Below are 20598 nucleotides of genomic sequence, written 5' to 3'. Positions count from 1 at the left end.
ATCACGCGAGTTACGACCTGCGAGGTCACTCGGGTGGGTGATCATCTTCGCGATGATCATCACAGTCGAGCTAGGCGCGGATGGTCTCCACGACGATCGGGCCCGGGGCGGGGGCCGAGTCGGCGATCGTGAAGCCGCCCTCCAAGGCCTCCAGGGCCGCCGGGATCGCGTCGGGGGTGTCCGTGTGCAGCTCCAGCAGCGGCTCACCCTCGGTCACGGAAGAACCGGGCTTGGCCAGGCACAGGATGCCCGCCGCCGCCTGGACCGGGTCCTCCTTGCGGGCCCGGCCCGCGCCCAGCCGCCAGGCTGCGACACCCACCGCGTACGCGTCCAGCGAAGCCAGTACGCCCGACGAAGGCGCCGTAACCACGTGCACGTGGGAAGGCGTCGGCAAAGCAGCCAAAGGGTCGCCGCCCTGGGCCGAGATCATCCGGCACCAGACCTCGTACGCCTCCCCCGAAGCCAGCACCGCCGCCGGGTCCACGTCGAGACCGGCGAGAGCCAGCATCTCCCGCGCCAAGGCGAGAGTCAGCGCAACCACGTCCGACGGCCCACCGCCCTGAAGCACCGCGACCGACTCCGCGACCTCCACCGCGTTGCCGACCGCCCGCCCCAACGGGACGTTCATGTCGGTCAGCAACGCCGTCGTCGGGACGCCGTGGTCCGCGCCGATCGACGTCAAAGCACCGGCCAGCACCCGGGCCTGGTCCAGAGACTTCATGAACGCGCCCGACCCGAACTTCACGTCCAGGACCAGCCCGGACGCGCCTTCCGCGATCTTCTTGCTCATGATCGAGCTGGCGATCAGCGGGATCGACTCCACCGTCGAGGTGACGTCCCGCAGCGCGTACAGCTTCTTGTCCGCCGGGGCCAGCCCGGACGTCGCCGCGCAGACCACCGCGCCGACGTCTTCGAGCTGCGCCTGAATCTCCGAAGTGGACAGTGAAGCCCGCCAGCCGGGGATCGACTCCAGCTTGTCGAGCGTCCCGCCGGTGTGCCCGAGCCCGCGCCCGGACAGCTGCGGCACCGCCGCGCCGCACGCGGCCACCAGCGGCGCCAGCGGCAGCGTGATCTTGTCGCCGACCCCGCCCGTCGAGTGCTTGTCCACCGTCGGGCGGGACACCGACAGCGACAGCCGCTCCCCCGACGCGATCATCGCGTGCGTCCAGCGGGAGATCTCGGCCGAGGTCATCCCTCGCAGGAAGATCGCCATCGCCAGCGCCGACATCTGCTCTTCGGCGACGACACCGTGGGTGTAGGCGTCGACGACCCAGTCGATCTGCTCGTCGGAAAGCGTGCCGCCGTCCCGTTTCGTCCGGATGACGTCGACCGCCGCAAACCCGCTCACGGCAGGTCGTCCGGACCGAACGCGTCCGGCAGGACGTCGGACATCGGCAGCACCCCGCGCGGAGTGTCCACCAGGCACGCGGAGCCGCCCAGCTCGAACAGGATCTGGCGGCACCGCCCACACGGCATCAGCAGGTCACCCGCACCGCTGCGGCACGCCACGGCGACCAGCCGCCCGCCGCCCGACAGCCGCAGCTGCCCGGCCATCGTGCACTCCGCGCACAGCCCGAGCCCGTAGGAAGCGTTTTCGACGTTGCACCCGGTCACGACCCGGCCGTCGTCGACGATCCCGGCCACCCCGACGTGCAGGCCCGAATAAGGCGCGTACGCATGGGAAGCCGCTTCGATCGCCTGAGAACGCAGAGCGTCCCAATCCACTGTGGACGTCATCAGTCCTCACCCCGTCGGTACGGCTGGCCGTCGGCCTTCGGCGGCCGCAGCCGCTGCGAAGCCACCGCCAGCACGATCAGCGTCACGAAGTGCGCGGTGTACGGGATCAGGTCCGACGGCAGCGTGTCGTTGGCCCAGTAGATCGCGTACAGCACGCCCGCGCCGACGACGCCGAGCCCGGCCGCGATCCACTGCTTCCGGAACAGCTGCACGACGACGATCACGGCGACCAGGATCACCGCGCCGTACAGCAGCGCGAGCACCGCTTCGCCGCCGCCGGCGAGCTGCAGGCCGTCCGCGTAGCCGAACAGCGCCGCGCCGCCGAGCAGGCCACCCGGCCGCCAGTTGCCGAAGATCATCGCCGCGAGGCCGATGTAGCCACGGCCGTTCGTCTGGTTCTCCAGGTAGTCCGCGCCGCCGCGCAGCAGCACCAGCGACGCGCCGCCCATCCCGGCGAACGCGCCGGAGATGATCACGGCCACGTACTTGTGCAGGTACACGTTGACGCCGAGCGACTCGGCGGCCACCGGGTTCTCGCCGCACGACCGCAGCCGCAGGCCGAACCGGGTCCGCCACAGCACCCAGAAGCTCACCGGCACCAGGATGATCGCGATCATCGTCAGCGGCGCCACCTCGGTGACCAGGCCGCGCAGGATGCCCGCGACGTCGGAGATGCCGACGCGCTGCTGCTTCTCCAGGTCGCCCAGCCAGTCCGAGAGGAAGCTCGCCGAGTACGTGTCGAACTTCGGCACCACCGGCGACTGCCGCGGGTTGCCCGAAAGCGGCGCGAAGATCAGGTTCGCCAGGTACTTCGTGACGCCCAGGCCGAGCAGGTTGATCGCGACGCCGGAGACGATGTGGTTGACGTTGAACGTCACCGTCGCCACCGCGTGCAGCAGCCCGCCGAGCGCGCCGAAGACGAGCGCGGCCACCAGGCCGGCCCAGACACCGCCGTTGTACGAACCCCAGGCGGCGCCCCAGGTCCCGAGGATCATCATGCCCTCGAGGCCGATGTTGACGACGCCCGCGCGTTCGGCCCAGAGGCCGCCCAGCGCGCACAGCAGGATCGGCAGGGCCAGCCGCAACGCCGTCGACGCGGTGTTCGACGACGTCAGCGCGGCGACGCCGGTCGAGTAGGACGCCGTCGAGACGACGGCGATGGCGATCACGGCCCAGATCACGCCGCGCAGCCAGCCGGGGACCCGGCCGCGCTTGCGCTGCACCGGCATGGTCGAGCCGGATTCGGGGGCGACGTCGGTGATCACACCGCACCCCCTTCGGCGACCGAGGAACCCTTGCGGCCGGCGAGCGCGCGCCCGACTCTGCGTTGTTCGGCCGCCAGGTCGGCCCGGCGCACGATCTCGTACGCCACGACGACCGACAGCACGATGATGCCCTGCATGATCGTCGCGATCTCCTTGGACACGTTGATCTGCTCCAGCGACACCGCGGAGGTGTCGAGGAACGCCCACAGCAGCGCGCCGAGCGCGATGCCGCCGGGGTGGTTGCGGCCGAGCAGCGCGACCGCGATGCCGGTGAAGCCGTACATCTGCGTCGCGGTGATGCCGTAGCTGTAGTCGCGGCCGAGCAGCTCCGGCATGGCGACCATGCCGGCGACCGCGCCGGAGAGCAGCATCGCGATCAGCGTCATCTTCTTGGCGTTGACGCCACCCGCGGCGGCCGCGGTGGTGGACTCGCCGGACGCCTTGAGCTCGAAGCCGAACCGGGTGCGGTTGAGCATGAACCAGTAGGCGCCGCCAATAACGCCCGCGACGATCACGAAGCCGAACAGCGTGCCCGAGCCGAGCGGGATGCCCGGGATCCGGCCGGACGGCTCGATCACGCGGGTGCCGATGTTGTTGCCGGTCTGCACGCCGAACTGGTCGGCGTTGATGAGGAAGGCGATGATCCCGGCGACGATCGCGTTGAGCATGATCGTCGAGATGACTTCGCTGACCCCGCGGGTGACCTTGAGGATCGCCGGGACCGCCGCGTAGGCCATGCCCGCGACGACCGCGACCACCAGGATCGCGAGCACGTGGATGACCGGCGGCAGCTTCATCGCGCCGCCGGCGATGGCGGCGACGACGGCGGCGAACCGGTACTGGCCCTCGACACCGATGTTGAACAGGTTCATCTGGAAGCCGATGGCGACCGCGAGCCCGGACAGGTAGTAGACCGTCGCCAGGTTCACCGTGTCGACCGCGGTCGAGCCCTTGAACATCTGGCCGATCATCGTGCCGTACGCGTTCAGCGGGTCGGCCCCGGAGATGATCAGCGCGATCGCCGACAGCAGCACGGCGAAGACGATCGCCAGCAGCGGAGGCAGCAGTTTCGTGCGCCAGGACGTCATTCTTCGTCACCCTCCCCAGCGCCGGTCATCGCGGAGCCCAGTTCCTGCGGCGTCACCGTGGCGGGGTCGGCCTCGCTCACGAGGCGCCCGCGCAGCATGACGCGGATCGTGTCGGACAGGCCGATCAGCTCGTCGAGGTCGGCGGAGATCAGCAGCACCGCGAGCCCGGCGGCGCGGGCCTGGCGGATGTTCTCCCAGATCAGCGCCTGCGCACCGACGTCGACGCCGCGCGTGGGGTGCGACGCGATGAGCAGCACCGGGTTGCCGGACAGTTCCCGCCCGACGATCAGCTTCTGCTGGTTGCCGCCCGAGAGCGCCGCGGCCGGGACGTCGATCCCGGGCGTGCGGACGTCGTACTCGCGCACGATCCGCTCGGTGTCCGCGCGTGTGCCCGCGATGTCGAGCAACTGTCCTTTGGAAACCGGTTCGCGGGTCTGGTACCCGAGCATCCGGTTGACCCACAACGGTTGCGTGAGCAGCAGGCTGTGCCGGGTGCGGTCCTCGGCGATGTAGCCGATGCCGGCCTCGCGCCGCGCGAGCGTCCCGGCCTTGGTGAGGTCACGGGCCTGGCCCTCGGCGTCGACCAGTTCGATCGTGCCGCCGGAGGGCTTGCGCATGCCCATGATCGTCTCGACGAGCTCGGTCTGGCCGTTGCCCTCGACGCCGGCGACGCCGAGCACTTCGCCCGCGTGCACGGTGAAGGAGACGTCGTCGAGCGCGTTGCGGTCGGAACCGTCGGCGCGGAGCGTCAGCCCGGTGAGCCGCAGCACGTCCCGGTCGGTCACGGTGGACTCGCGGGTCTCCGGGCTGGGCAGCTCGGACCCGACCATCATCTCCGCGAGCTGGCGGGAGGTGATCGTCTTCGGGTCGGCCGTGCCGACGGTGGTGCCGCGCCGGATCACCGTCACGGTGTCGGCGATCGCGCGGACCTCGTCGAGCTTGTGCGAGATGAAGAGGAACGTGTAGCCGCCGTCCTTCATCTCCCGCACGGTCGCGAACAGCGCGTCGACCTCCTGCGGCACGAGCACCGCGGTCGGCTCGTCCAGGATGATGATCTTCGCCCCGCGGTAGAGCACCTTGACGATCTCGACGCGCTGGCGATCGGCGACGCCGAGCTCCTCCAGCAGCGTCTCCGGCTTGGCGTGCAGGCCGGTCCGCTCGGCGAGCTCGGCCAGCCGGGCGCGGGCGGCGCGGCCGATGCCGTGCAGGCCCTCGGCGCCGAGGAAGACGTTCTCGCCGACGGTCAGGTTGTCGGCGAGCATGAAGTGCTGGTGCACCATGCCGATGCCGGCGCGGATGGCGTCCTGCGGGTTGCGCAGCTTCACCTCTTCGCCGTTGATCGCGATGGTGCCCTCGTCCGGCGGCTGCATGCCGTAGAGGATCTTCATCAGGGTGGACTTGCCGGCGCCGTTCTCGCCACAGATGGCGTGCACCTCGCCGGCGGCGACGGTGAGGTTGACGTCGGAGTTGGCCACCACGCCGGGAAAGCGCTTGGTGATCCCGGTCAGCTGGACGGCGGGCACGCCCCGGTCGGGGACGGCCTCGGCCGGGGCCTCGGCTGTGCTCATGGGCGGGAGAATTCCATCTCTGTCAAAACACGTGAGGGCTCGGAGGGGAACATCCCCTCCGAGCCCTGTCCGCGTTGTCAGTTACTTCTGCGGCTTGTCCGAAACGGTGACGGCGCCCGAGATGATCTGGGCCTTGTACCCTTCCAGGACGTCCTTGATGTCGTCGACCTTGCCACCCGAAGTGGCGTAGCCGACGCCGTCGACCTTGAGGTCGAACCGCTTCGGCAGGACGGTCAGGTCGCCCTTCGCGACGGCCTGGATGTAGTCGAACACCGCGACGTCGACGCGCTTGAGCATGGACGTGATGATGACGTCCTTGTCGGCCGCGACGGTCTTCTGGTTGTACTGGTCGGAGTCGACCCCGATGGCCAGCGCGTTGCCCGCCTTGGCGGCGTCGAAGACACCCTTACCGGAGGCGCCGGCGGCGTGGTAGATCACGTCCGCGCCCTTGGCGATCTCGGCCGCGGCCTTCGCGTTGCCCTTCGGCGGGTCCTGGAACCCGGAGAAGTCACCGGCCGGGGTCAGGTACTCGTCCTCGATCTTGATCTTGGACGAAACCGTCTTCGCGCCCTGCAGGAAGCCGGCCTCGAACTTCTGGATCAGCGGGGTGTTGACACCGCCGATGAAGCCCACGTGGCAGCTCTTGCTCTTGTACGCGGCGGCGACGCCGGCCAGGAACGAGCCCTGCTCCTCGGCGAAGACCAGCGGCGTCACGTTCGGCAGCGTGATCGAGTCGTCGTCGACGATGGCGAACTTGGTGTTCGGGTACTTGGCCGCGATGGCCTTGACCGCCGGCGCGTAGGCGAAGCCGACCGCCACGATCGGGTTCAGGCCCTGGCTCGCCATCTGGTCGAGGCGCTGCTGCTTGGCCGACTCGGCCTCGCTGGCGGAGGCGGTGCTCTCGCTGACCGTCGTCACGCCGAGGTCGGACTTGGCCTTGTCGGTACCCGCGGCGGCGGCGTCGTTGAACGACGCGTCACCCCGGCCGCCGACGTCGAAGGCCAGGCCGACCTTGAGCTTGCTGCCGTCGACCTTGCCACCGGCGGCGGCCGTGCTGCTCGACGCGGCAGGCGCGGCGGGCGGCTTCTGCGCGGTCACGCAGTCCGAACCACCCGACGAAGGCGCGGCGCTGTTGTTGCTGCTCCCACCGCTCGAGTCCTTGGCGCACCCGGCCAGGACGAGCACCCCGGCCATGGCCGCGGCGGCCAGCGCGGTTCCACGCATGCGACGCAACGTGTTTCTCCCTCCCCGCTGATCCAGCGGATGGTCAAGGGCACGACCCGGCCCTACTGCCGGGTCGACCGCCAGACCGTACCCGGCGGACAGGAATGCGCCATAGGAAAGGCACGCTACGTAACACAAACGTTTACTCAGCAGTCTCTCGCGCGACGAACTGGATACCGCCCGTGATCATCCGATCGGCCCAGTCCGCCGGGCGAAAACCCGCGTCCGAAGGCCACCATCAGGGCATTCAAGGCCCCGATGGTGGCCTTCGGCGGCCATTCGAGGTACTCAGGGGCAGGCGGACGCCCCTGCCGGGGCGAGGCAGAGCCGGGCGGTGAATCCGCCGTTCGCGGCCACCGGGACGGTGAGAACGCCCCCGGATGTCACGCGCTGTGTCGTGACCTGGAGCTTCCCGTCGGCTCCGTCGCCGTAGACCTCGGCCAGCCAATCACCCGGTGGGAGGAACCCCAGCGGCGCGTCGAGCCGCGTGGCCGGCCCCGCCGCCAGCGCCCCGACGTACCACTGCGCGCCGCCGCGGCGGGCGAGCACCGCGAGCTTCCCGGGGTCGCCGGCCAGCAGCAGCGTGTCGTCCCACGCCGTCGGGATGCCCTTGAGCAGCCGCTCGGCGGCCGGGTGGGCGTCGTAGCTCGCGACGCTGTCCGCGAAGTGCTGGACGCCGGATTCGAACAGCACGCTCAGCGCGAGCTCGCCGCCGTCGCTGGTCGGCCGGACGCCGGTGAACGTGACCGGCGTGAAGTCCATCGAGCCGGAGAGGTTCCGCGTGAACGGCAGCGTCAGGTAGTGGCCGATCGGGAACGGCTCGCGTCCCGGCTTCGGCTTCGTGCCTTCGGCGCCCCGCACCGCTTCGACGCTCATCACGTTCGGCCAGGTCCGCTGGATGCCGCGCGGGATCGGCGCGCCGTGGAAGTTCACCATCAAGTGGTACTTCGCGGCCGCCGCGAGCACGGCGTCGTACCAGCGGGTGCGGTCCTGCCGCTCGGACTCGACGAAGTCGATCTTCAGCCCGACGACGCCCCAGTCGGCGTACTGCTTGAAGTTCTTTTCGCGCTCGCTGTCGGTGTCGGTGATCTTCGCGTCGGCCCAGAGCCAGATGCCGATGCCGCGTTGTTTGGCGTAGGCGACCAGATCGGGCACCCAGGCGGCGTTCCAGCCCGCGTCGACGAGGTTGTACGCCCAGCCCTCCTTCGCCGCGAGGTCGACGTACTTCTCCTGCAGCGCGAGGTCGCCGGTGCCTTCCGACCACCACGACCACGCGCCCGCGCCGGGCTTGATCCACGAGGTGCCGGCGATCTTGGACGGGCTCGCGAGGTCGGTGCTCAGGTCGGACTGCGTGACGGTGGCGAGGTCACCGACGATCATCGCGCGCCACGGCGTGGCCAACGGTCCTTTCGCGACTTCCGCGGGGTCGCCGAGGGTGAGCTGGAAGCGGTGCTGCGGGGTGAGCGTCAGCCGGGAACCCGCGTAGCTGCCGTTCAGGTCGGATTCGAGGACCGACAGCCAGGTGTCGCCGACGTGGAACAGCGCCGGGTAGCCGTACTCGGCCGGGTCCTGCTGAGCGACCGGCTTGTGGACGTGGATGCTCTCGTAGTCGCTGCGGCCGTTGTCGAACGGCAGCAGGAAGGAGTCGGCGGTCTGCGGGACGGCGTACTCCGACGCCTCGCGGATCACTGTCACCCACTTCGGGGTGTCGAAGACGTACCGGTAGGCGACGCCGTCGCGGGAGACCCGGAAGACGACGGCGAAGGCGCCGCCGGGGCCCTTGACGTCCAGCGTGGTTTCGGCGGCGTCGTAGGTGTGCCGCAAGCGTTTGCCGGTGGTGGTCGTGTACTCGTCGTGGACCGGCCGCTGGCTGAACCCGGTGACCTCGAGGCCGCGGGTCAGGTCGCCGTTCTCCGTCTCGACGCCGAGGGCGGACGGCTCGAGCACCGTCGTCGCGCCCCGGGTGACCGAAAGGGTGAGTTTCCCCTGGTCCAGGGCGATGTGCGCCTCGGGCGCCGGCGCGAAGGACGTCCCCGGCGCGGTCAGCGTCCAGGACGTCACCGGCGCGGGCTGCCCGGCCGCCGGCAACCCGACCAGCGCCACCCCGACGGCCAAGACGGCCGCCCTTCCCACTCGCTTCCTCATGCGGGGTCCCTTCACGCGCAGGTGAGCCGGGCCGCGGCCCAGTCGCTGCGGTCGTAGGAGTTGCCGTCGCCGCCGTCGGTGACGACGAGCCGGAGGTACTGGGCGCCGTGCAGGTCCGCGGCCAGGGACAGGGCCGGGTCCTGCCAGGTCCGGACGCCCGTCGAGGCCGCCTTCGCGCCGTCCGCGTAGACCTCGAACGTCGCCGAGCCCTGCTTGTTCGTCGCCTCGCGCTCGTCGTCGACGCCGACGTCCGCGGTGAACGCCGTGCAGCGTCCGCCCAGGTAGAAGACGACTTCGCTGGGCGCGTGGGCGCCGAGGCCCTTCGGGTAGACGACGCCGTTGATCGTCAGCGGCTTGCCGTCGCCGGCCGGGATGCTGCCGTTGGACATGTCCCGTTCGACCGGGCCGTAGCCGTTCTTCTCGGCCGCCCAGCGCAGGTCGCTGGCCCACGCGGTGGCCGTCGGCGGCGCCACGGGCACGGTGAGCCGCTGCTCGCCGGCCCAGCTCGCCTGGCCGAACCCGAGGGCGGTGTACGTGACGCCGCCGCGCAGGACCGCCGTCGTGCCTTCGGTGCCGGCCGGCGGAGTCACCCGCCAGCGTCCGGCGGCGGTGTCGCCGGTGCCGAGCACGAACTTCCGCGGCCGGGCCAGCTGTTCGACGCGCCAGCCGTCGGGTGCGGTGAGCGTGACGCGCGGGTCGAACACCGGGACGCGGGCTTCGTCGGTCGCGGACACCGTGACCTCGAAGGGCTTGCCGGCGGGCGTGATCTCGCCCGGCACGCCCGGGACCGGCGCGGCCAGCTCGATGCCCGTGCTCACCAGGGGCGCGTTCCGCCACCAGGCGCCGCCCGCGTGCACGCGGTAGACCACCGTCGCGTGCGGCGGGACGACCGCGGAGAGCCGGCCGGCGGTCTGGAGGTCGCGGTGGGCCCAGAGGTCACGCGCGGAGTACCCGAAGGCTTCCGGGAGGCCGGCGGCGGCCGCGGTGGTGCCGATCGTGGCGGACGACGTCGTCTCGTTGAACAGCGCGACCGCGACGTCGCCGTTCGCCAGTGGCTTGGCGAACACCCAGTGTCCGTCCTGGTTGGACAGCACGCGCGCCTGGACACCGCGGCGGTCCTGGTCGAGCGCGATGACCTCGGTGTTGCGCAGGACGTCGAAGTTCTCCGGCGACACCTTGCGCAGGTCGGCGCCGATCAGCAGCGGCGCGGCCATCATCGCCCACAGCGAGAAGTGGGAGCGGTACTCCTCGGTCGTCATGCCGCCGTTGCCGACCTCGAGCATGTCGGGATCGTTCCAGTGCCCCGGCCCGGCGTACGGCGCGAGCGGCGCGTTCGCCTTGAGGATCTGGAGCATCTTGGCCCAGTTGTCCTTGATGTCGCCGGTGGTGCGCCACAGGTGCCCGACATCGGCGCCCCACGTCCACGGCTTGTTCTCGCCCCACTCGCAGAGCGAGTACACGATCGGGCGGCCCGTCTTCGTCAGCGCGTCGCGCATCTTCGTGTAGCGCTCGAGCGCGGGCCGTCCCTGGTTGTTGCAGTTGTCGTACTTGAGGTAGTCGACGCCCCAGTCCGCGAACGTCTGCGCGTCGACGTCTTCGTGGTCGAGCGCGCCCGGCTGGGTCTTCGCGCAGGTCAGCGTGCCCGCGCTGGTGTAGATGCCGAACTTGAGGCCCTTCGCGTGGACGTAGTCGGCGAGTGCCTTGATGCCGCTCGGGAAGCGGGCCTTGTTGGCCTGCATGCGCCCGTCGGCGTCGCGCGCGGGTTCGGCCCAGCAGTCGTCGACGTTGACGTACTCGTAGCCGGCGGCCTTGAGGCCCTTGGCGACGAAGATGTCGGCGGTGTCGCGGATGATCTGCTCGTCGACGGCGCAGCCGGTGGTGTTCCAGTTGTTGAAGCCCATCGGCGGCGTCAACGCCTGTCCGTCGGGCAGTGCTTGCGCGGGCGTGACCGACACCACGGGCAGCAGCGCCGCGACGGCGATCACCAAGCCGAGTCGTCTCACCAGAACGTCACCCCATCGTGAGAGATCCGATGTATGTGCCGGTGACAGTAGGAACGACACGATCATCGGTCAACGATTAACCGACTGCACCAGCCTTTTGGCGTAGCGCATCAGATATCAGACTCCGCAGAGATCAGACCTCCGGCGGTTCCGATGATCGGTACCACCGCGCCACCGAGTGCGCCACGCCACACCGCCGGGTGGCGGTGCGGGAATACCGGTGTCTGGTCCATCACAGAGGGGAACCCGGAGGTGAGCCGCGTGCCGGGTCCGGGTCTAGCATCCGATTCATCCAGGCTCGATGACGTTGATCTCGGCAAGCTCGACCGCTCATGGCGACTGCGGACCTCACCGGCCACCGGGCGCACAGTCAGACGTTGGAGGCCGTTCACCGATGTCCACCACGGCGAGCACTGCCCCGCAGGCAGGCGCGAGCGATCGGGCGGGTGCCTCACGCCGGCAGGGGACCTTCTACCGGGGTGACCCCGGCATGTGGTCCTGGGTCCTGCATCGCATCACCGGCGTGCTCACATTCTTCTTCCTGTTCGTGCACGTGCTCGACACCGCGCTGGTGCGCGTGTCGCCGAACACCTACGACCAGGTCATCGAGACCTACAAGACCCCGATCGTCAACCTCCTCGAGGTCGGCCTGGTCGGCGCGGTGCTCTTCCACGCGCTGAACGGCATCCGCGTCATGCTGGTCGACTTCTGGTCGAAGGGCCCGAAGTTCCAGAAGACGATGCTCTGGGTGATCGGCGTGGTCTGGGTCGTGGTGATGGTTCCCGGTGCCTTCTTCATGCTGAAGCGCACCGCCGAAATGCTCTTCGGGGGTAACTGACATGGCCGACCTCGCCCTCGCGAACCCGCGCGCGCCGAAGCGCCCCGCCGCCCGCCGGAGCAACTTCGAGCTCTACAGCTGGCTGTTCATGCGGATCTCCGGACTCGCCCTGATCATCCTGGTGCTCGGGCACCTGCTGATCATGAACATCCTCGACGGCGGTGTGCACCGGATCAACTGGGGCTTCGTCGCCGGCCGCTGGGCCTCGCCGTTCTGGCAGTTCTGGGACCTCGCGATGCTGTGGCTGGCCGAGATCCACGGCGGCAACGGGCTGCGCACCATCATCGACGACTACGCGCGCAAGGACAGCACGCGGTTCTGGCTGAAGATCGTGCTCTACGTGTCCATGGCGCTGATCCTGGCCGTCGGCACGATGGTGATCTTCACCTTCGACCCGAACATGCCCGCGAACTGACTCCGGAGACTTCCTGCCATGCAGTTCCACAAGTACGACGTGGTGATCGTCGGCGCCGGCGGCGCCGGGATGCGCGCGGCCATCGAGTCCGGCCAGCGCGCCCGCACCGCGGTCCTCACCAAGCTCTACCCGACCCGGTCCCACACCGGCGCGGCCCAGGGCGGCATGTGCGCCGCGCTGGCGAACGTCGAAGAGGACAACTGGGAGTGGCACACCTTCGACACGATCAAGGGCGGCGACTACCTGGTCGACCAGGACGCCGCCGAGATCATGGCGAAGGAGGCCATCGACGCGGTCCTCGACCTCGAGAAGATGGGCCTGCCGTTCAACCGCACGCCCGAGGGCAAGATCGACCAGCGCCGCTTCGGCGGGCACACGCGTGACCACGGCAAGGCCGCGGTCCGCCGCGCCTGCTACGCCGCGGACCGCACCGGCCACATGATCCTGCAGACGCTGTACCAAAACTGCGTCAAGTACGGCACGGAGTTCTTCAACGAGTTCTACGTGCTCGACCTCGTCACCACCCCGGACGAGAACGGCAACCCGGTCGCCTCCGGCGTCGTCGCCTACGAGCTGGCCACCGGCGAGCTGCACGTCTTCCAGGCGAAGTCGATCGTGATGGCCACCGGCGGCGCGGGCAAGATCTTCAAGACGACGTCGAACGCGCACACCCTCACCGGCGACGGCCTCGGCATCATCTTCCGCAAGGGCCTGCCGCTGGAGGACATGGAGTTCTTCCAGTTCCACCCGACCGGCCTCGCCGGCCTCGGCATCCTGATCTCCGAAGCCGTCCGCGGCGAGGGCGGGATCCTGCGCAACGCGTCCGGCGAGCGGTTCATGGAGCGCTACGCCCCGACGATCAAGGACCTCGCGCCGCGGGACATCGTCGCCCGCTCGATGGTGCAGGAAGTGTTGCAGGGCCGGGGTTGCGGGCCGAACAAGGACTACGTTGTCCTGGACGTCACGCACATCCCCGAGGAGACGCTGAACGCGAAGCTCCCGGACATCATGGAGTTCTCCCGGACCTACCTGGGCGTCGACCCGGTCAAGGAGCCGGTGCCGGTGTTCCCGACGTGTCACTACGTGATGGGCGGCATCCCGACCAACATCCACGGCGAAGCGTTGCGGGACAACGAGAACGTCATCCCCGGCCTGTACGCGGCGGGCGAGGTCGCGTGCGTGTCCGTGCACGGGTCGAACCGGCTCGGCACGAACTCGCTGCTGGACATCAACGTCTTCGGCCGCCGCGCCGGCATCGCGGCCGCGGAGTACGCGCTGGCGCACGAGCACGTCGAGCTGCCTTCGGATCCGACCACGTTGGTCGAGGAGCAGCTCGCGGGCCTGCTGTCGGAGCACGGCGACGAGCGCGTCGCCGACATCCGCAAGGAAATGCAGCAGACGATGGACTCGCACGCTTCGGTGTACCGGACCGAGGACACGCTGAAGCAGGCGCTGACCGACATCCAGGCACTGAAGGAGCGGTACCAGCGGATCACCGTGTCGGACAAGGGCAAGCGGTACAACACCGACCTGCTCGAAGCCGTCGAGCTCGGCTTCCTGCTGGAGCTGGCCGAGGTCCTGATCGTGGGCGCGCTGGCACGCAAGGAATCCCGCGGCGGCCACGCCCGCGAGGACTACCCGACCCGCGACGACACGAACTTCATGCGCCACACCATGGCCTACAAGCAGGGCGCCGGCCTGTCGTCCGACATCCGGCTGGACTACAAGCCCGTGACCTTCACCCGCTACGAACCGATGGAGCGGAAGTACTGATGACCACCGCTACGGAAGCTCCGGCCGCTTCGTCCGACTCGGACCACACGCCGATCACGGTCACGCTGAAGATCCTCCGGTTCAACCCGGAAGTGGATTCGGAGCCGCACTGGGAGTCCTACGACGTCCCGGCCCAGCGCACCGACCGGCTGCTGAACCTGCTGTTCTACGTCAAGGACTACATCGACGGCACGTTCTCGTTCCGCCGCTCGTGCGCCCACGGCGTGTGCGGGTCCGACGCGATGCAGATCAACGGCATCAACCGCCTGGCGTGCAAGGTCCTGATGAAGGACCTGCTGTCGCCGTCCGGCAAGCCGACGGTGATCACGATCGCCCCGATCAAGGGCCTGACGACGTTGAAGGACCTCTACGTCGACATGGACCCGTTCTTCGAGGCGTACCGCGCGATCAAGCCTTATCTCATCACCTACGGGAACGAGCCGACCCGGGAGCGCATCCAGTCCCAGGCGGACCGGGATCGCTTCGACGACACGACGAAGTGCATCCTGTGCGCGTGCTGCACGTCTTCGTGCCCGGTGTACTGGAACGACGGGTCTTACTTCGGGCCTGCCGCGATCGTGAACGCGCACCGGTTCATCTTCGACTCCCGCGACGAGGGGGCGGAGGAGCGCCTGGACATCCTCAACGACGGCGAGGGTGTTTGGCGCTGCCGCACGACGTTCAACTGCACGGACGCCTGCCCCCGCGGCATCCAGGTGACCAAGGCAATCCAGGAAGTGAAGCGCGCCCTCCTCTTCAAGCGCGTCTAACACTCCACTTCCGCTCAGCTGCAGGGCCGTGAATGGCACATTGAGGGACTTAGAGTCCCTCAATGTGCCATTCACGGCCCTTTGAGTTATCCACATAGGGTGGGTTATCCACAGGTTCGATGATCGGGGCTGGCGTGGCCTGACGTGGCGGGCTCAAGATTCGATCATGCCTCGACGAGGGAGATGGGCTGAGCATCCCGAACTGCTGAGAGAACGAAGCCGAGAAGGCGTGATCAAAGCGCTCACGCTGGAATCCTTGGGCTTGAGCAGCAAGGTCATCTACCGTCGGTGCTTGCCCGGTGGTCCCTGGCAACGCCTATTGCCCGGCATCATCGTTCTGCACAACTCTGAACCTTCGAGTCGTGAGCGGCTCTTGGCCGCCCTGTTGTACGCGGGGCCAAGCGCCATGATCACCGGGGCCGCGGCCTGCCGACAGTACGGGCTACGTGTGCCTGCGACGTTCTCAGCTGACGACGTACACCTGCTGCTTGCGCAACGACACAAGGTCCTGAGCAGCGAGTACGTGACCATCGAACGGACCTGGCGACTGCCGACGCCCCACATGCGTGATGACTTGCCGCTGGCACCGCTGAGACGAGCTGTCACCGATGCCGTCCGCCGGATCCACACCGAGGAACCTATCGGCGAGCTGCTGGTCGAAGCGATCCAGCGTGGGCGATGCCCTCCCGAGGCGATCACTGGAGAACTGGATACGGGTACGAAGCGCGGAACTGCGCTACCTCGAAGGCTTCTGGCGGAATGGCTCGATCTTCGCTCGGTGGCCGAAGCCCGCGCCAAGGAGCTGAGCAAGCGACTGCCGGTTCCACCTTCCCATTGGAATCCCACGATCCAAGCTCCAGGCGGAGCCTACATCGGGCGACCCGACGGCTGGTGGGACGACGTCGCATTGGCTTGGGAAATCGACTCGGTCGACTTTCACTTTTCCAAGGACAGCTACGCCAGAACGTTGCGGCGGAACACCCGGTACGCCGCGGCAGGCATCACGGTGGTTCCGACTCTCCCATCACGCCTGCGAGATGATCCTGGTGGAGTCTTGTACGAACTCGAAGCCGCCTACCAGGCAGCTTCAGCTCGACCACGTCCTCCCGTCGTTCTGGCAAGGGAAGCGGCTTAATGTCCGTGAATGGCACATTGAGGGACTCTACGTCCCTCAATGTGCCATTCACGGACAAGCTGTTGTCGGACAAGTGGGCTAGCGCACCGCGTCCAGGGCGTTGACCAGGCCGTGGCCGTAGTACGAGTTGTTCTTCGACGGCCCTGTGCACTCCGTCTCGGTGGCCGCGCACTTCACCACGTCCGCCTCGCCCTCCAGCAGGTGGGCCAGCAGCTGCGGCGGGATCCCCTGGAACCGGGACGCGATCAGCGCCGCCACGCCTGCCGCGTGCGGGGACGCCATCGAGGTGCCGCACTTCGAGCCGTACTGGCCGCCGAACACCGTGGCCGACAGCGGGCACGACGGTCCGGCGCCCGGCGGGGGCGTCTGGACGAAGTCGCCGCCAGGGGCCGTCACGTCGATCTTGCCGTAGTTGCTGAACGACGACTTCGTGCCCGCGTAGCCGACCGCCGACACCTTCACGACGCCGTCGATCGCCTTCGGGAGGATGCCGCACGTCGAGTCCACCGGGTGCGGGCGGTTGGGGTCCGTCGTCTGCGCCGTCGTGTCGAAGCCCGAGTTGCCCGCCGCCGCCACGTTCAGCACTCCGCGGCGCGTCGAGAGCTCCACTGCCCGGCGGACCGCTTCGAACGCCGCCGCGTCGCCCGGCTGCTTCGGGCAGTAGAACATGCCCGGGTCGATGTAGTAGCTGTTGTTCGTCACCGCGAACCCGTGCCGGGCCGCCCACACGAATCCGCAGACCGCCGACTCCGGGAAGATGTAGCCGGCGTCGTTGACGACCTTCACCGAGGCCAGCCGCACGCCCGGCGCGATGCCCGTGAAGCCGGCCGCCGGGTCCTTGCCCGCGATCGTGCCCGCCACGTGCGTGCCGTGGTCCGACGTCGTGGGTGCCCAGGACGCCGGGGAAAGGTCCGGCGCACCCGTCACGCAGCCCGCCGACGAGCGAGCGTCGACGGCGCTGCGAAGGGCCGGGTGCGTCGCTTCGATGCCCGAGTCGAGCACGCCGACCGTCACCGCGCGGCTGCCCTGGTAGATCTTGTTCGCTTCCGGCGCGTGGATCGCCTTCATGTCCCACTGCTGCGCGGACAGATCACCGGCCGCGGCGACCGACTGGGTGTCCTCCAGCGTCCGCACCGCGCGCAGGGACCGGGCGGAAGCCGCCGAAGCGACGTCCTTTTCCCCTGAGTACGCCCGGTAGACGCCGATCTTCTGCTGGAAGTCCGCGTTGCGCGAGCTGGCGATCGCGACGGCGATCTCCGGGTAGTACGCCACCTTCGTGCCGCACTTCGCCGCCAGTTCCTTGTCGACGGCCGAAGCGCGCGTCCCCGGCTGGTAAGTCACCACGTACGTGTACGGCGTGCTCGTCGTGTCGCAGGCGGCCGGCGCGGCCTCCGCGGCCGGCGCTACCGCGAACAGGCTGCCCCCGGCGGCCAGCACGAGCGGAGCCGCTATTCGGCGTAAACGGGACATTCCACCTCCAGGTTCGGTGGCGTCAACCTAAACCGGCCCACCGGACCGCGCCACCGACCAAAGTCAGGAGACCCGCGCGGAAGAGCGCACCCCGCGCCAGCCCAGCACGCCGATGGCCGTGCCGAGCACGAACGACACGACCGTCAGCACGGCGTGCACCACGAAGTAGGCGGTCGGCGAGCCGTCCGGCGCCCACGCCCGGTCGCTCTCCCAGAGGTTCTTGGCGAACGTGATCCAGATGATCCACGACCACACGCCGAAGGCCAGCAGGAACAGCGAGGTGCCTCGGGAAATGCGCATGCCCCAGTATGCGGCGCCGGTCGCGGCGCTAGATTGCGTGGGTGCACTCTGTTGTCTCCCGGTCGCTCAAGGTTTTCACGACGACGCTCGCCGCCGCCCTCCTGGCCCTGAGCACGCCAGCGCTGGCGGCCGCGGCCCCGCCGCAGACGGCGTGCGCGAACCGCCAGGTCCCGCCCCCGCCGGTCGACACGTCGGAGAAGCCCGCGCCGGGCAGCCAGGTCCCGGCGCCGCCGGCCGTGCCCGCGGTCCCGGCCGGCGGCCCGCGGATGGCCGAATGCGGCCTGGTCACCCCGAACGGCGCGCTCAACCCGCCGGACGGCAACACCGCGGCGTCGTGGCTGGTGCAGGACCTCGACACCGGCGCGGTGATCGCGGCGAAGGACCCGCACGCCCGCCAGCGGCCCGCGTCGCTGATCAAGACCCTGCTCGCGCTGGTCGTCGTCGACGAGCTGAAGCCGGAGCAGGTGATCGTCGCGTCGAAGGAGGACGCCGAGCAGGAGTGCACCTGCGTCGGCCTCGTCGCCGGCGGCCAGTACACCGTCGACCAGCTGCTGCACGGCCTGCTGATGCACTCGGGCAACGACGCCGCGCACGCGGTCGCCACGGCGCTCGGCGGGGACGCCGCCGCGGTGGCGAAGATGAACGCGACGGCGGCGAAGATCGGCGCGCTCGACACGCGCGCCGCGACGCCGTCGGGGCTGGACGGGCCGGGCATGTCGACCTCGGCCTACGACCTGAGCCTGATCTTCCACTACGCGATGAAGCAGCCGGAGTTCGCGAAGGTCGTCGCGACGAAGAACTTCGAGCTCCCGCCGGCCGGCGGCAAGCCGGCCGTCCCGGTGCTCAACGACAACAAGCTGCTCGGCGTCTACCCGGGCTTCCTCGGCGGCAAGACCGGCTTCACCAACGACGCCCGCCACACCTACGTCGGCGCGGCGGAGCGGAAGGGAAAGCGGCTCCCGGTCGTCATGGTGCGCGCCGAGCAGAAGCCGACGAAGGTGGTCGACCAGGCGGCGAAGCTGCTCGACTACGGCTTCGCGCTGGAGGACGACCGGGCCGAGCCCGTCGGCCAAATCACCTACCAGGCGCCGGGGGCCACATCCGAGAACGGCGACTCGTCCGCGCTCGGCGACAACGGCACCGGCAACAGCGGCACCTCGTCGGCCGCGGCCGCGGCGAAGGCGGACCCGTTCGGCGTCACCGGCTGGATCATCACGCTGGTGGTGTTCCTGATCATCGTCGGCGGGTTCGTGGTCGGGCACGCGCGCAGGAAGGCCGCGAACTAACCGTCCACTTCGGACACATAGGCCGGGCCGGGCTCGGGCGTGACGCGGTCCGTCGCGATCTCGCCACCGCAGTGCCGGCAGGCGACGTAGCTCTCGGCGATCTCGCCGCAGTCCTTGTGCCGCAACAGGATCGACGGTCCGTCTGGCCCCGCGAGGTGCCGGTCGCCCCACTGCATGAGTGTGACGACGGCGCCGAAGAGGTCCCGCCCGGCCCGCGTCAGCACGTACTCCGGCACCGGGTCGACGCGCTCCAGCACGCCCGCGTCGACGAGGGTCTTCAGCCGGGCGGACAACGTCGGGCGCGGGATCGACAGGTTGCGCGCGAACTCGCCGTAGCGCCGCACGCCGAAGAACGTCTCCCGCAGGATGAGCAGGCTCCACCGCTCGCCGACCAGGTCGAGCGCCCGCCCGACCGAGTCCGCCGTGAACCGGTGGCCGAGGTCGTTCACAGCTGTTCCGTGCGGACCGGGACGCCCAGCAGCAGCTTGCCGGACAGCTCGTAGCTGGCCGGGTTGACCTGGAAGTGGGCTGTCGCGGTGTGGGCGTCGCGGAACCGGCGCTGCAAGGGTGACGTCTCGTAGATCGCCGCGCCGCCGCCGAGGTCGTACATGCTTTCGGCGACCTTCGCGGCGGTGCGCGTGACGTGCGTGGCGGCCAGCCGCAAGCCGAGCTTGAGCGCGTCCGGCACGGGTTCGGCGCCCTGCGCGGCCTGCCAAGCGTCGTCGATACTGGCGTAGAACAGCAGCCGCGCCGCGCGCAGAGCCGCTTCTGCCTCAGCGACGGCGGCCTGGGTCTGCGACCGTTCGGCCAGCGACCGGCTGGAGCCGAGCGGCTTGCGCGTCGAGGCGAGCTCGACGAGGTCGTCGATCGCGCCGCGCGCGTTGCCCAGCGCGGCCGCCGCGACCGACAGCGCGAAGAACCCGAAGAGCGGAAACCGGTGCAGGGCAACGGCTTCCGCGGGCGGCCCACCCATCACTGAGAAGACGCGGTGGTCCGGGACGAACAGCTCGTCGGCAACGCAGTCGTGGCTGCCGGTGCCGCGCAGGCCGTTCGTGTGCCAGGTGTCGAGTACCTCGATCTCGGCCTTCGGCAGTGCCGCAACGTAGTGCACGCTTTCGTGCACGAACCCGGCGAAGAGCCAGTCCGCGTGCGGGATGCCACTGCAGAACGCCCAGCGCCCGGTCACGACGTAACCGCCGTCCACCGGCCGGCCGGTGCCTCGCGGCGCCCAGACGCCGGCGGCGACTGTGCGCGGGTCACCGAAGACCTCTTCGGCGCACTTCCGCGGGGCGTAGGCCGACAGCAGGCTGCTCGTCACGGCGATCGAGACGCACCAGCCGGCGGACGCGTCGCCCCGCGCGATCGTCTCGGCGGTTTCGAGGCTGACCGCGGGCGGCGCTTCGGGGCCGCCGAGGTAGCCGGGGACGCCGGTGCGGAAGAGCTGCGCGTCGGTGAGTTTCGCGACCAGCTCGGGTGGGAGGGCGCGGTGCCGCTCGGTGACCGGTGCAAGGGACTTGGCGAGGTGGGCACACTCGCGGGCGGCGTCCAGCAACTCTTCGGGCGTCGGCACCGGTTCAGTTT

General features: G+C 69.4%; 18 protein-coding genes. 6 read left to right on the top strand and 12 right to left on the bottom strand.

From position 1 onward, the window contains the following. Window positions 1-70: 70 nt before the first annotated feature. From A3CE_RS0127815 to A3CE_RS0127780, 8 genes are all read right to left on the bottom strand, one after another. Window positions 71-1348, bottom strand: a complete 1278-nt coding sequence (locus tag A3CE_RS0127815) for a thymidine phosphorylase (protein ID WP_020643374.1) — start codon at window positions 1346-1348, stop codon at window positions 71-73. After that, window positions 1345-1737 carry a cytidine deaminase gene (locus A3CE_RS0127810; protein WP_020643373.1) on the bottom strand — a complete coding sequence of 131 codons (393 nt, stop codon included), beginning with the start codon at window positions 1735-1737 and terminating at the stop codon, window positions 1345-1347. The genes A3CE_RS0127815 and A3CE_RS0127810 overlap by 4 nt, the downstream gene beginning before the upstream one ends. After that, window positions 1737-2966, bottom strand: coding sequence for an ABC transporter permease (locus A3CE_RS0127805; protein WP_125592061.1), 1230 nt, complete (start codon window positions 2964-2966; stop codon window positions 1737-1739). The genes A3CE_RS0127810 and A3CE_RS0127805 overlap by 1 nt, the downstream gene beginning before the upstream one ends. Before the next feature lie 32 nt (window positions 2967-2998). Beyond that, window positions 2999-4090 (bottom strand): ABC transporter permease, encoded by a 1092-nt coding sequence (locus A3CE_RS0127800; protein ID WP_020643371.1) that lies wholly within the window; start codon window positions 4088-4090, stop codon window positions 2999-3001. Continuing rightward, window positions 4087-5658 (bottom strand): ABC transporter ATP-binding protein, encoded by a 1572-nt coding sequence (locus A3CE_RS0127795; RefSeq protein WP_020643370.1) that lies wholly within the window; start codon window positions 5656-5658, stop codon window positions 4087-4089. The genes A3CE_RS0127800 and A3CE_RS0127795 overlap by 4 nt, the downstream gene beginning before the upstream one ends. 81 nt (window positions 5659-5739) lie before the next feature. Next, window positions 5740-6882 (bottom strand): BMP family lipoprotein, encoded by a 1143-nt coding sequence (locus A3CE_RS0127790; protein ID WP_020643369.1) that lies wholly within the window; start codon window positions 6880-6882, stop codon window positions 5740-5742. A 288-nt stretch (window positions 6883-7170) separates the two neighbouring features. Beyond that, window positions 7171-9027, bottom strand: coding sequence for a glycoside hydrolase family 97 protein (locus A3CE_RS0127785; protein WP_026468928.1), 1857 nt, complete (start codon window positions 9025-9027; stop codon window positions 7171-7173). 11 nt (window positions 9028-9038) lie between these two features. Then, complete coding sequence (locus A3CE_RS0127780) at window positions 9039-11030, bottom strand: NPCBM/NEW2 domain-containing protein (protein WP_084641814.1); 1992 nt, start codon at window positions 11028-11030, stop codon at window positions 9039-9041. A gap of 394 nt (window positions 11031-11424) precedes the next feature. Here A3CE_RS0127780 and sdhC point away from each other — a divergent pair, with 394 nt between their 5' ends. From sdhC to A3CE_RS55405, 5 genes are all read left to right on the top strand, one after another. Further along, a complete protein-coding gene (gene sdhC, locus A3CE_RS0127775; RefSeq protein WP_063714214.1) occupies window positions 11425-11868 on the top strand; it encodes a succinate dehydrogenase, cytochrome b556 subunit in 444 nt (147 codons plus the stop codon). 1 nt (window position 11869) lies between these two features. Then, window positions 11870-12283 (top strand): succinate dehydrogenase hydrophobic membrane anchor subunit, encoded by a 414-nt coding sequence (locus tag A3CE_RS0127770; protein WP_020643365.1) that lies wholly within the window; start codon window positions 11870-11872, stop codon window positions 12281-12283. A gap of 18 nt (window positions 12284-12301) precedes the next feature. Beyond that, complete coding sequence (gene sdhA, locus A3CE_RS0127765; RefSeq protein ID WP_020643364.1) at window positions 12302-14056, top strand: succinate dehydrogenase flavoprotein subunit; 1755 nt, start codon at window positions 12302-12304, stop codon at window positions 14054-14056. Further along, complete coding sequence (locus tag A3CE_RS0127760) at window positions 14056-14826, top strand: succinate dehydrogenase iron-sulfur subunit (RefSeq protein ID WP_020643363.1); 771 nt, start codon at window positions 14056-14058, stop codon at window positions 14824-14826. The genes sdhA and A3CE_RS0127760 overlap by 1 nt, the downstream gene beginning before the upstream one ends. A 229-nt stretch (window positions 14827-15055) precedes the next feature. After that, complete coding sequence (locus A3CE_RS55405; RefSeq protein WP_245589601.1) at window positions 15056-15961, top strand: hypothetical protein; 906 nt, start codon at window positions 15056-15058, stop codon at window positions 15959-15961. Window positions 15962-16039: 78 nt separating this feature from the next. Here the strand turns inward: A3CE_RS55405 and A3CE_RS0127755 are convergent, their stop codons facing one another. Continuing rightward, on the bottom strand, window positions 16040-17431 hold the full coding sequence (locus A3CE_RS0127755; RefSeq protein ID WP_026468926.1) for a S8 family peptidase: 1392 nt from the start codon (window positions 17429-17431) through the stop codon (window positions 16040-16042). Window positions 17432-17494: 63 nt separating this feature from the next. Next, entirely contained in the window at window positions 17495-17731 is a 237-nt protein-coding gene (locus tag A3CE_RS0127750; protein WP_020643361.1) for an SCO4848 family membrane protein, read from the bottom strand. A gap of 41 nt (window positions 17732-17772) precedes the next feature. On the opposite strand from A3CE_RS0127750, the gene A3CE_RS0127745 reads away from it, so the two are divergent. Then, the gene (locus tag A3CE_RS0127745; protein ID WP_020643360.1) at window positions 17773-19017 is read left to right on the top strand and encodes a D-alanyl-D-alanine carboxypeptidase family protein; all 1245 of its coding nucleotides are present in this window, start codon (window positions 17773-17775) and stop codon (window positions 19015-19017) included. Here A3CE_RS0127745 and A3CE_RS0127740 read toward each other — a convergent pair. Together A3CE_RS0127740 and A3CE_RS0127735 are read right to left on the bottom strand one after the other, a co-directional pair. Next, on the bottom strand, window positions 19014-19466 hold the full coding sequence (locus tag A3CE_RS0127740) for a winged helix-turn-helix transcriptional regulator (RefSeq protein ID WP_020643359.1): 453 nt from the start codon (window positions 19464-19466) through the stop codon (window positions 19014-19016). The two genes, A3CE_RS0127745 and A3CE_RS0127740, sit on opposite strands and share 4 nt — an antisense overlap. Then, the gene (locus A3CE_RS0127735; RefSeq protein ID WP_020643358.1) at window positions 19463-20587 is read right to left on the bottom strand and encodes an acyl-CoA dehydrogenase family protein; all 1125 of its coding nucleotides are present in this window, start codon (window positions 20585-20587) and stop codon (window positions 19463-19465) included. The genes A3CE_RS0127740 and A3CE_RS0127735 overlap by 4 nt, the downstream gene beginning before the upstream one ends. Window positions 20588-20598: the final 11 nt, after the last annotated feature.

Source organism: Amycolatopsis balhimycina FH 1894, from assembly GCF_000384295.1.
GTDB classification, from domain to species: Bacteria; Actinomycetota; Actinomycetes; order Mycobacteriales; family Pseudonocardiaceae; genus Amycolatopsis; species Amycolatopsis balhimycina.
Note: the sequence above shows the minus strand (reverse complement) of the source record. Positions and strands in the feature narration are given on the sequence as shown.